Here is a 12,146-nt window from a genome sequence, read left to right as displayed (position 1 = left end):
GCTGTGGACAAAATGATTTTACATTTTGTCACAGCCCCTTTGCATTCCCGGCACAATCTCGACCTCTTTCACCGCTGCGTGGTCCCCTTTTTCGGGGATGCCACCGGCATCCCGCGCTTCGCGTCCCTGCGGGGAGCTACGACGCCAGAAATGGCCTGCTGACTGTTCTGTTTCTTATCCGCAAATCCAAGGACCTCTTCCACCTCTGCGCGGTCCCCCTTCCCCGGGGATGCCCCCGGCATCCCGCGCTTCGCGCCCTGCGGGAGACGGCTTTGGGGCTCTTGCCCTGCAGGAGAACAAAGCGTGCAGTAAGACGCGCAGCCTTCCCCTCTGGGGAAAGTGTCAGCGCAGCTGACGGATGAGGTTGCCTTCTCCGCGCACGGAGAAGGTGCCGAGCTTGCGAGGCGGAAGAGGTCCCCAAGATTATTTGCAGAAGAAGAGAGTGATGTTCTTGAAGATTTTCTACATCGTAGATGCTGCTCATGACGGCAGAGAGCTGCGCCAGCTCGTGCGCGCGCCTCTCGGGCTCTCGGCCAAACTCTGGAAACGCATCAAGTGGAACGGCACGATCCTTGTCAATGGGCAGGCACATCACGATGCCCGTCTGCGCGTCCGCGAGGGGGATGAGGTGACGCTACTCTGGCAGGAAACATCGCCCGTCGTTCCAGTCGACCTGCCACTCGATATCCTCTATGAGGATGAAACTATTCTTGCTGTCAATAAACATGCGGACATGATCGTCCATCCGACACATCGCGCGGTGCGCGATACGCTTGTCCATGCCGTGGCGGGCTACCTCGAGCGCCGGGGAGAGGCGGCAGGCATCCATCCGCTCTACCGGCTAGACCGCAATACGACGGGCATCGTCGTCATCGCGAAGTCGGCCAGGGCACAGTATGCGATGACGAAATATCATGGTCAGCTTTACCGTGAATACCTGGCATTGGTGACAGGGCATCTGGATGCCAGCAAGGGGTGCATCGACATGCCCATCGGCCGTGATCCGGCGCGGGCCAATCACTGGCAGGTGCACACTGACGGCAGGCGTGCGCTGACAGAATACGAGGTCAGTGCCGTGTGGCCGGATTATTCCCTGCTCAAGATTCATCTGCTGACCGGCCGCACACATCAGATTCGTGTCCACTTCTCTGCGCTTGGTCATCCGCTGCTCGGTGACAGCGCGTATGTCGGCCCCTGTGATGTCATTCCGCGCCAGGCCCTGCATGCCTGGCGCGTGCACTTCCGCCATCCTGATACCGGCAGAGAAATCCACCTCGAAGCCCCCATTCCCGAAGATATGCAGCATCTTATTGAACCGAATGTTGTTTCACGTGAAACATCGATAGAGGAAAGTTAGGACGTGGCAGCGAAATAATCTTTGGCAGCAAGATTACCAGCATCATTTGCAGAAAGGTTGTGGTTGTTTTGGATATCACTGCTTGGCAGGCACATCTCTGGCCGGCACTGGCCATCGGAGTGGCTGCGTTCATGCAGGGAATCACAGGCTTCGGGCTCGTGATCATTGCGGCGCCGCTGCTCATGCTTTTCTATGACCCGCGGGAAACCGTGCTCATGATGTTTGTCGTGGGCCTGATTACCAGCATCGTGCAGACCTTCCTTGTCTGGAAGGATGCACGCTACAAGCTGATTGGGGCAATCCTGGTTGGCTACATTGTGGCGCAGCCCTTCGGCTTCTGGATTTTTGCGCATTTTTCGGCCAATCAGTTGAAGCTGCTCGTCAGTACGGTCATTCTCGTTTCGCTGCTGCTCATGCAGTTCACGCATCATGAGTTCTCTCTCTGTCGACGCAATTCCATCCTCATGGGGATCCTGGCCGGCCTCTGCGGTGTCACGACGGGCATGGCCGGTCCGCCACTGATCCTTTATTTTGCCTACACGAAGATGACGCCGGCGGAGCTGCGCGGCACGAGCGTCGTCTTCTTCCTGATCAGCGGTATCATCTCCATCGGCTTCTTCCTGTTCCAGGGCGTGTCCATGTATTCCGCCGCCGTGGAGTCGATTTACCTGATACCAGCCCTCGTCATCGGCCTGCTGCTCGGTCACGCCGTCATCCGCTTCGTCTCCGTCAAGCTCTTCCGCTTCCTGATTTTCTTCATGCTCTACTTTATCTGCGCCTACATGTTCTACGAACTAGCTGTGCAGTGAAAGCAAAAAGAAGCGTCAATGTTTCACGTGAAACATCGACGCTTCTTTTTGCTGGTATTTTTATGGATTCTCTAAGTTGCCGTCATGGTAGAGGAAGTCGAGATAGGGGATGGCGGAGAGATACTCTGTCCTCGCGGGAATCCAACTGTCGGTGTAGAGGATATCGGCCTCTTCGAGGACTTTGCGCTGCGGGTCGTAGCGGACGGCGAAACTCGGGAAGAGGAGACTCTCAAGGCCATCCTCGGTATCGGCCAGTGAGCAGTAGAGCATGCCATCGATGCGCTTCATGTTGAGCTTGTCGGTGTAGAGCGGCGGGTCGAGCAGAGGGATCGGTCCCCAGCCCGGCTGTTTGAGGTGCGCGTATTCGGGAAGCTGCAGCTGCTTGCAGACGAGGCGGCGGTAGTAGTCGTCCGTGGAGTAGGTGGCAATCGGCAGCATGGTCTCGCGCGTGTTCTTGAACTTCAACTCAGTGGCCTGGAATGGTTTCTCAGTGATCTTTGTGATCTTGTAGATGCGCTCGGTGTTATCCGGATACGAGAGCTCGACGTGGAACGCATAGAGCTGATCATCGTCCACGGCTCTTGTGAACCGGTTGTAGCGAATCAGGCCCGTCGCTTTGTCGTAGCTCACGCTGTCGACATCGTAGCCTACGTCACAGACCTTCTTCAAGAGGGCGCTGTTCTGGGCGAATTTCTGGAAGTAGGTCGTGCCGTAGGGCAGCTCGCCTGCCTTGCCCTGACTCTGCTTGAGGCCCGCGATGACGGCCTTGAGCTCCCGGTTCTCGCCCTCGATGTTGATCTGCTGGATGGCTTGGTTGAGGTCGACCTGGTCGAGCTGGATGTAGGCCGTCAGGTGGCAGGTGACGAGTGTGTAGCCGTCGCTCGTCTTGCTCGTCGCATACGACTCGTTCTGGACGGCGAGGATGTTGCCAGATATTGATTGAATCTCATCCTCAGTAAGGACTTGATTGTGGGTCTTGGAATAACTCTGGACAAAGACGCCGGCCTTCTCCGTCGCGAGACGCAGAGCATCCTTATGCGCTTCTTCGCGGGCCTTCTGAAGTCCCGCCTCAGACGTGTCGTCCGTCAGGTAGCTGCCCGTCACCTCGACACTCTCGATGTGGGCATTGCCGTGCCATTCGGCATAGGCGGGCGCTGCTGCTACGAGCACGGGTACCATGGCCAGCACGCCGAATTTCTGGAACATCAAAATCGCCTCATTTCTCATAGATTGCATATATCTGTGTCTTTCTTTTATTGTATCGCAAATGAGAAAACACGCAAGAATTTTGTAATAATCCAATCTGTAGGGTACAGGGCCTTGATCCTATGTGGCTTCTGGACATGCAAAAGGCTGCCGGACTTGCGGCAGCCTTTTGCTGTATGTGAGGAAAAGCAGGATGGGAATGTGATAAGCCAAGGAGTGGAGGTGTTTTATTTCTGCGGGTAGAAGCCGGATGGCTGTCCCGAGAGATTGATGAGGATGTTCTTCATCTGCGTGTAGTGTTCAAGGATGACTTTGTGTGTCTCGCGTCCGATACCGGACTGCTTGTAGCCGCCAAACGGCGAGCCTTCAGGGATCTGGTTGTATGTGTTGATCCATACGCGGCCTGTCTCGATAGCGTTGGCGACACGGAATGCACGGTTGATATCCTGTGTCCAGACAGCGCCGCCAAGACCGTAATCGCTGTCATTGGCCATTTTAACCACTTCTTCTTCCGTTTTGAATTTGATGACAACGGCGACAGGCCCGAAAATCTCTTCGCGGGCAATGCGCATATCGTTCGTGGCATTTGTGATGAGTGTCGGCTTTATGAAGAAGCCGTTCTTGAGTACACCGTCAGTTGCCTGCTCACCGCCACAGGCGATGGTCGCACCTTCTTTTTTAGCGAGTTCGACATAGGAGAGGACTTTATCGAGCTGAGATTTATAGATAGTCGCACCGAGTTGCGTGTCTTCCTTCCACGGCAGGCCAATCTTGACTTTGTTGAAGCGGTTGGCGAGTTCTGCTACAAATTCGTCATAGATATCCTCCTGAACGAAGATGCGCGAACCCGCGCAGCAGACCTGCCCCTGATTGAAGAGGATGCCGAGTTGGGCACCATCATAAGCTTGTTCGAGGTCGCAATCCGCGAAGAAGATGTTCGCAGATTTGCCACCGAGTTCAAGCGTGGCCGGAATGAGTTTTTTGGCCGCAGCTTTGGCAACGGAAAGACCGACTTCTGTTGAGCCTGTGAATGCCAGTTTGCAGAAGCCCTTGTGGTCGAGCATGTACTGACCGGCTTTTGAGCCTGCGCCCGTGATGACGTTGAAGACACCTGGAGGCAGGATATCCTTGATGAGATCGGCAAAGTACAGCACGGAAAGGGAGGTCGTCTTTGACGGCTTCAGGATCGTGCAGCAGCCGCTTGCGAGTACCGGTGCGAGTTTCCACGCTGCCATGAGGAAAGGGAAGTTCCACGGTACAATCTGGCCGACAACGCCAATCGGTTCACGCAAGATGATGCTCATGGTCGTATTATCGAGCATTGTGGCAGAGCCTTCCTCGGCGAGGATGCAGCCGGCAAAATAACGGAAATGGGCAGCGGCAAGTGGCACATCGACATTCTTTGTCTCGCGGATGGGTTTGCCATTGTCGAGGGTCTCGATGAGAGCAAGCTCGTCCGTATGCGCATCGATGACGTCGGCAATCTTATTGAGAAGGGTGGCACGCTCTTTGACCGTGGTCTTCTTCCATGTGGCAAAGGCTTTCCAGGCTGCGTCTACGGCAGCATCGACATCTTGCGGCGTAGCTTCTGCGCATCTGGCAAGCTTGTCACCAGTCGCAGGGCAAAAAGTATCAAATGTCTTGCCATCGGCTGATGGACGCCAGGCCCCGTCGATGAAAAGGGCATACTGACTGTTCAGTTTCGTATCTGGAATCATGTGAATCCCTCCTATATATCTGGATTGAAGAGTAAATCTTCTTTATATAAAAGCTTTTTACTTTACGTGCATTACGATGCTTGTTTCTCTGCTCCGGCATCTTTTACTCCTGGAGCATTTTTTATGGATTCAGGCAGGCCTTGCAATTCAGGACGAGTGATCAGGCGCCCAAGTCGTGTCCCCGAAAGATAATTGAAAATCCATTTAAACGTGACGGAGATATTGGCATGGAACCCTGCTTTCGTGAGCAGATGAATCCAGAGCCAGGCCGACCAGGCGAGAAAGCCGCGGCCGCGCAGAGGGCCAGCTTCCATGACGGCTTCACTGTTACCGATGATGGCCATGACGCCTTTGCTCTTGTAATGGAGATGTTCCATTTCTTCCCCGCGTACATCATGCAGGATGTTCTTGGCGGCGAGCTCTCCTTCAGCCAGCGCAACGGGCGCAAGCGTCGGCAGAGGACGCTGTTCACCAGGCAGCGTATAGCTTGAGCAGTCTCCAATAGCAAAGATATCCTGCATGCCTGGGACACGAATCGTATCATCGATGAGCAGGCGTTTGTCGCGGTCTTTTTCGCATGCAAAGCTGCTGAGACAGTCCACAGGGCGTACACCTGCCGACCAGACAACCGTTTTAGTCTTGATCGTGGAGCATGACGCATCTTTTGGAGCATTCATCGGACGGTAGAAAAGCGTCTTCCCGTCGTAGCCCGTCACGAGCATGGAGCACTGTACATCAATACGTTTTTTCTGCAGGACCTTGAGCGTCTCTGTGCGGAGCTTTTCGGACATCATGCTGAGCACGCATCTATCAGCGCCAATCAGATGGATGTTGACTTCATCAAAGTCAATATGGTGAAACTCTTTCTGCAGGACATCGTAAACGAGCTCGGATACACCGCCGGCACCTTCAACACCAATTGGGCCAGCGCCGACAAAGACAAAGGTCAGCAGAGCCTTGCGCTTTTCAGGGTCTGTCTCAGCAGAAGCTTCTTCAAAGACACTTAAAAGATGGCTGCGGATGCGAATCGCGTCCTGCAGGGTCTTCAATGGGAATGCGTTGCGCTCTACTTCTTCGTTGCCGAAGAAATTTGGTGTTGAGCCAAGAGCGATGATGAGATAGTCGTAGGGAACATCCCCGTGACTCGTCTTGACGATTTTTTCTTTTTGCTGGATGCCATGGACTTCTGCTAAAAGGAAATCGACGTTATTTGCTTTTTTGAAGAACCCACGAATGGGGTAGACGACCTCATCCGTCGAAAGCATCGATGTCGCTACTTGATAAAGGAGCGGCTGGAAGACCTGGTAGTTGTTGTGATCGATGATCAGCACATCCAACGGCTGATTGGCTAGTTGCTGTGCTGCTTTGATGCCGCCGATACCCCCACCGAGGATGACGACACGCGGCCGTTCTTTCATGTCCAATCCCGCCTTTCCATTCAAGGATGAAGGGAATATGCTTGTGCAGCGGAAACCGCCAAAACGTCTGTGTGACATTTATCAAATTTTGATATTCACTTCATTTCAATATTTGTTATCATTTAATCATATTATATACTTATTTTTCAGAAATATAAAATACTAAAAATTTATGATATATGTTGCATTGCCTTATAAGATGGAAATCATACTGGATAAAGAGGAAAGCGGATAGGGCGTGAGGTAAAAATCACAGGTCACGGATTTTTTGCGGGCAAATATTCTCAGTCATCAAAGAGGCTGATCAGGCCGCCAATCAGGCCGCCGACGATCAGAACGGGTGCAGCTGCTACGGCTGCGGCACCGATGGCGGCCGCACCAGCTACGGCCCCGGACCCGATGGCACCGACGGCACCGGCGGCTGCTGTCCCCGCCGCGACGCTTGAAGCAGCGGCAGCAGCGGAGGTGACGGCACTGGTTACGGCTCCCGTCGCGGCTGCAGCCGCCGAAGCACCAGCTCCGCCAATCGCTCCTGTGATTGCCGTTCCGGCATTGACTGCTGAGCTGATCACAGGCGCGCTGGAAATTACCGCTCCTGCCGTACTGGCCGTCTCGAGTGCGGCCGCACCGATTTCCGTACTGGCCATCAGACTGCCTGCGGCACCGGCACCGTAGCTGATCGCACCGGCTTCTGCCGTATCGACGATTACATCGCCGGCGGCTTCTGAAACCGTCTTATTGCCCTTGACCACCTGTACGATATTCTTGCCCAGGCTGAATCCTGCGCCGGCTGCTGCGCCGGACTTGGCCGCCGATACGCCGGCACGATGTGCGGCCGCTGCAGTTTTGGCCGACTGGTAAAACTTGGGTACGACGGTTGCATTCGTCTTGCCGGTTACCTTGGTTTCCAGCTGCATGGCGTCAGCCCAGAACCTGGCTTCCTGTTCCGTGACATGGCCTTCGACCACTTTTACGCCGGATTTTGCTGCTTCTGCTTTCAGCGTGCGGAAATAGGGGTTACCCTTATCGACGACGATGGTCTGTCCCTTATAGCGTGCAAAATCAATCTGTCCGGGCTTGTAGCCGATCTTCACCTGCTGGAAGGCAGCTTTCCCGTTCGTCTTGAGATGCTTCAGGTCGGCAATCCCGTTATTGTTCAGGACGATGGTCGTGCGCCCGCGGGCTGAGGATTCAGCAGCCTCCAGGCTTTCTCCGACAAAACCCTTGAATCCCTTGCTGCCACCCCGCAGCGTATTCAGGCCGGACAACTCCTCCTGGGCCTGTTCAAAGGCCCGCATTTTCCGGACTGCCTGATGCACGGCCTTGGCGTTTTTCGCCGTACCGACTGCCCCTGCATAGATAGAATTCATTTCGTTTTTCATGATGTATTCCTCCTGTTTATTGTGATCCCCGGACCGGCTTATGGATGGGCCGGTACGAGTGTATAAAGCTGACGGCAGATATTCATTCCCGCACGGTAATCGGAAGAGGTCTTGCTGATGATTACGGCGTGCTGGTGATCTTCGCCATAGTAAATCTTGTAGTGGGTCCTGCCGTTTTCCAGCGTGAAGCCGAGCTGGGCAAGCTGCCGGCTCAGCTTTCGGGTCAGATGGCGGTAACCTTTGAACATGATTTTTAGTTGCTGACGAAAGCTCTTTTGTTGTTCCTGTTTCATGGTCGTGCTCCTTTCCACAGCCCGTATCTCTTTGTTGTCTTTATGATACGATTTTTGTCGTTGCAGGCCGAGTCAAACGCGATGCTTTTTCGATGCATTTTTCGTGTGCAACAATATTTTCTCCAGTTGCAGAAATGTTGCAGGAATGTTGCGGGAAATTGCAGAAATCTACCTTTGTCGACGAAGTATTTCAAGGAGGAATCTGGTGTGTATATTACGTATCCATTTTTAATGGAGTTTCTGCATAAAAAGGAAAAGGTGACTCAAACTAAAATAGCAAAAGCTCTGTCAATCAGTAAATCCTATATTTCCAGGATGATCAACGGAGAAGGCAATCAGCTGAACCAAGATATTACAGAAGAATTCTTTTACGAGAAGTTATTTCGTATGGAAGCACATCCGGAGTATATTCATAAGCTTTATCGGCATTTGAGGGAATGCGAGGCTACGGATGATGAGCTTGACGCCGCATACCGGACGTTTTTGGTGGAACGGGACAAGAACCGGTCGCAGGAGCGGCTGCAGGGTGCCATGGAAGCTTTTTTACACCTGGTATTGCATAGGGCTGAAGAGTCACGCCAAGCGAATCTTGTCAATGTCAAGGCTTCTGCTCCGGATATTTCCTTTGCACCGCTCAATTACCGGCTGACGGAGGGGTTTGTTGGACGCAATGAACTCTTGGAGAAAATTTCTTCTGTGATGGAAGCATACAGTCTGGCCGTTATCTGTGGCATCGGTGGCCTGGGCAAATCGCAGACGGCTTTGCATTATGCAGACCGTGGCAAGAAGAATCATATCTATAAACAGATACAGATGGTTTATTTTCATCAGGACCTCAAAGCGACAATCCAGGATATTCCGTTTCAGGGCTTGAAGAAATATCAGAAGGAAGACAAAGCCGGTGATGAAGGGTTTCAGATTCGTATGAAGGCATTGAAAACGTTCCATAAAGATGCTCTCCTGATCATCGATAATATGGACATCATGGGGGCTGTTCTGCCGGAGGAGGATCAGCGCATCCTTGAGGAACTCGCGGATATGGAATTGCATGTGCTGATCACGAGCCGCAACACGACCCTTTACAAAGATATGTATATGGTCCCCATCAAGCCGTTGAGCGATGCGGAACAACTGGAGCTCTTCCGTTTGAATTACAGTCCCCGCAAGGAAGATCCCATCGAGCTGCCTGCTAAAAACATGGATAAGTATAAGGAACTCTGCCATATGGTATCCGGACATACCATGCTGATTGAGCTTATCGCCAAGACGATGCGGGAGTATTCCATGTCGCCTGCCAGAATGATTAAGCTGCTCAAGGAGAAACGGGACACGCGTGATTTGAAGATTCCGGTCGAGAAAGATAATAATTATGAGCAGGAAGATATTTATAATGTCATCTCGACCTTGTTCAATATCAGTGCGATGAATGAGCAGGCCAAGCAAATCCTGATGAAACTCGCCCTTTGCTCGATCAACGGCGTCCGTATGACCTTTTTTGATGAGTTCCTGCTGGATGGCTGCAGCATCAGCGCAATCAATGTTCTCGTCAATCAGAGCTGGATTGTTCGCGAGTCGCATCAGGCGGCCGAGGACGACCGGATCCATCTGCATCCTCTGATTGAAACGGCTGTCTTGTGGAATCTGCATCCGACGCTCAGGGACTGTCAGGATTACTTGGAAGCGGCAATCCGTGTGTATGCGGACAATAATGAAGAAATCCAGGCCATGGACCGTCACGATGTCTGTACCATCCTGATCCGTGCCGGGGAACTGTTTCGTGCATTATACGACAAGGATTCGGCCGGTCTGCTCATTCGCCAGGCAAAGGTGATTTATAAGGCACATCAGTACCGGCAGGCCTGGGGACAGTGCAATCTGGCGTTATCGATCTGCAAGTCTTCTGCGGATGATGCGAGTCAGACCCTGCTGCCACAGGCGTATTGCCTGCATGCTAATCTGGCCGTGAAACTGGCGGATTATCAGGAGGCAATCAAGGCTTACCATACGGCTATCGACATGTGGGAAAAACAAGCGCATCCTCCTTATGAAGATATCGTGGAAGCTTATAACTATCTAGCCAATGTTTACCGTAAGAACTCTCAGTATACCGAGGCGCTGGACAACTTCCGACTGGCCGAGAATCGCATGGATGTCCATAAGATTGACAATCCGGAATTGCATGCGGATATCTTGAATAATATCGGGATCGTCTATATCAATCTGGATAATCTCGATAAAGCCCTGGAAAATTATAAAAAGGGTATGGAGATCCGTGAGAAGCAGCCGGTGCCGAACAAGCAGCAGCTGGCATATTCGTATCACAATATCGGCACGGTGTATCAACGGCAGGATAAATGTGAGGAGGCGATAGCCTGGCATGAAAAGGGGCTGAACCTGCGCCGCGAAGTCTATACGCCGGACGATCCGACCATTGCGGATTCTCTGACTATGCTGGGAAATGATTATGCGACAATGGCCAAGGGGAAAGACGATAAGCATTATGCGACAGCGCTGAAATACGTTCAGGCAGGGCTCAAGATACGAGAAAATTCCCTGGGACCGGACCATCCGGCAACGGCATGGAGCTACGAAAGCCTTGGTAAGATCTACTATCAGCAGGAAGCGTATGCACAGGCAAAAGCGGCTTTTTTGAAGTGCCTGTCCATTCGCCGTTCCGCCCTGGGAGAACGCCATGCCTATACGGCTCAGATCATGTTCTGGCTGGGTAAAACAGAATATGATCTGGACAATCTGCCGGCAGCCCGAGAGTATCTGACGCAGGCATGCGCCATCCAGGAGCAGGTCAAACCATCGGCTTTGCTTCAGACACAAGCTTTGCTGTCCAAGATAGAGGACGCCCTTCACATCCATGAATAGGAGTTTGCAGACAAAAACGCCGTTGATGTTTCACGTGAAACATCAACGGCGTTTTGCTCAAGGGCGTTTCTTATGCAGAGATGGTGTTCATTCTTTTCAGGGCAAGTGCTGTGTACTGATCGGTGATCAGTGTATTCATGTAGCCTGCCTTGAGCGCTGCGTGGATGGCGCGGAGTTTTTCTTTGCCGCCCGCAACGAGAATACGGGTTTCTTTCTGGGCGAGTTCATCGAGACGGATGCCGACCGTGCGGTCATCGAGTTCCTTGTCTACGATATGCCCCTCGTCGTCGTAGAAATGAGAGCAGAGGTCGCCGGCGGCCTTCTGGCTCAGGAGTTCGCGGTCGCGTTCGCCGATGTAGTAGCCGAGGTGGAACAGGATGGACTCATCAGAAGCGGGGCCGACGGTGACAATGGCGATGTTGGCTTTTTTGCCGGTATCGAGGATGTGCTTGACGTATTTATCCTGTTCGACGAGGCGTTTGACCTCCGTGTTGTCGAACATGACGGGCAGAGGCAGGAAGGTTCCCGTGGTTGCGAAGGCATTGGCCATGAGCGTGACGATTTCATGGGCGTATGTGTTGACTTTGGAGTAACTGCTGCCACCCTTGAGCTGCACGACCTGGACATCCTTGACGGGCTTGGCCTGCAGATCCTGCGCCATCTCATAGAGGGCAGAGCCCCAGCCCACACCGATGATGTCATGGTCCTTCACGATTTCATGGAGATATTCTGCGGCCTTCTGCCCCAAGGCTTTTCGAATCTCGCGTGCATGGTCGAGCGGTGCATTGGCGATTTTCACCGTTTTCAAGTGGTAGAGCTGGCGCAGCTCGCTGGCCAGGGAAAGGCCAAGCTCTGTGGGATCTATAATCGAAATCTGTACATATCCCTGCTCCTTGGCATATTGCAGAAGCCGTGAAACGGACGGGCGCGATATGCCGAGTTCATCGGCAATTTTTTGCTGGCTCATGTCGGATTCGTAATATAAGCGGGCGGCATCGATGCTCAGCCGATCTTTATTCTGTTCCATTCATTCATCTCCTCGGTGATGTATGTTGATTGTTTGATGTCTTTATTATACCCCGTGCA

General features: G+C 52.8%; 9 protein-coding genes. 3 read left to right on the top strand and 6 right to left on the bottom strand.

The genetic code is table 11. The features are described from left to right. Positions 1-445 precede the first annotated feature (445 nt). Positions 446-1,357 carry an RluA family pseudouridine synthase gene (locus DWX75_RS04180; RefSeq protein WP_233519464.1) on the top strand — a complete coding sequence of 304 codons (912 nt, stop codon included), beginning with the start codon at positions 446-448 and terminating at the stop codon, positions 1,355-1,357. Between the two features lie 68 nt (positions 1,358-1,425). Continuing rightward, positions 1,426-2,166: a sulfite exporter TauE/SafE family protein gene (locus DWX75_RS04175; protein WP_118015080.1), complete on the top strand. Its 741-nt coding sequence runs from the start codon at positions 1,426-1,428 to the stop codon at positions 2,164-2,166. Positions 2,167-2,226: 60 nt separating this feature from the next. Here the strand turns inward: DWX75_RS04175 and DWX75_RS04170 are convergent, their stop codons facing one another. The 5 genes from DWX75_RS04170 to DWX75_RS04150 all read right to left on the bottom strand — a co-directional run bounded on the left by DWX75_RS04170 (position 2,227) and on the right by DWX75_RS04150 (position 8,183). Continuing rightward, entirely contained in the window at positions 2,227-3,372 is a 1,146-nt protein-coding gene (locus tag DWX75_RS04170; protein WP_118015079.1) for a hypothetical protein, read from the bottom strand. A 227-nt stretch (positions 3,373-3,599) separates the two neighbouring features. Further along, entirely contained in the window at positions 3,600-5,090 is a 1,491-nt protein-coding gene (locus DWX75_RS04165; RefSeq protein ID WP_199497515.1) for an aldehyde dehydrogenase family protein, read from the bottom strand. 71 nt (positions 5,091-5,161) lie between these two features. Continuing rightward, complete coding sequence (locus DWX75_RS04160; RefSeq protein ID WP_118015085.1) at positions 5,162-6,508, bottom strand: NAD(P)/FAD-dependent oxidoreductase; 1,347 nt, start codon at positions 6,506-6,508, stop codon at positions 5,162-5,164. A gap of 284 nt (positions 6,509-6,792) precedes the next feature. Then, positions 6,793-7,890, bottom strand: coding sequence for a hypothetical protein (locus DWX75_RS04155; RefSeq protein ID WP_118015078.1), 1,098 nt, complete (start codon positions 7,888-7,890; stop codon positions 6,793-6,795). Positions 7,891-7,928: 38 nt separating this feature from the next. Beyond that, positions 7,929-8,183, bottom strand: a complete 255-nt coding sequence (locus tag DWX75_RS04150) for a hypothetical protein (protein ID WP_147671523.1) — start codon at positions 8,181-8,183, stop codon at positions 7,929-7,931. A 207-nt stretch (positions 8,184-8,390) separates the two neighbouring features. Between DWX75_RS04150 and DWX75_RS04145 the strand changes: the two genes are divergently transcribed. Continuing rightward, complete coding sequence (locus tag DWX75_RS04145) at positions 8,391-11,060, top strand: tetratricopeptide repeat protein (protein WP_158558758.1); 2,670 nt, start codon at positions 8,391-8,393, stop codon at positions 11,058-11,060. Positions 11,061-11,130: 70 nt separating this feature from the next. Here DWX75_RS04145 and DWX75_RS04140 read toward each other — a convergent pair whose 3' ends face one another. Continuing rightward, positions 11,131-12,087 (bottom strand): sugar-binding transcriptional regulator, encoded by a 957-nt coding sequence (locus DWX75_RS04140; RefSeq protein WP_118015075.1) that lies wholly within the window; start codon positions 12,085-12,087, stop codon positions 11,131-11,133. Positions 12,088-12,146 lie beyond the last annotated feature (59 nt).

The organism is Mitsuokella sp. AF21-1AC (assembly GCF_003458855.1).
In the GTDB taxonomy this organism is placed as follows: domain Bacteria; phylum Bacillota; class Negativicutes; order Selenomonadales; family Selenomonadaceae; genus Mitsuokella.
The sequence above is the reverse complement of the archived record's forward strand: the minus strand, read 5'-3'. Positions and strand labels throughout refer to the sequence as shown.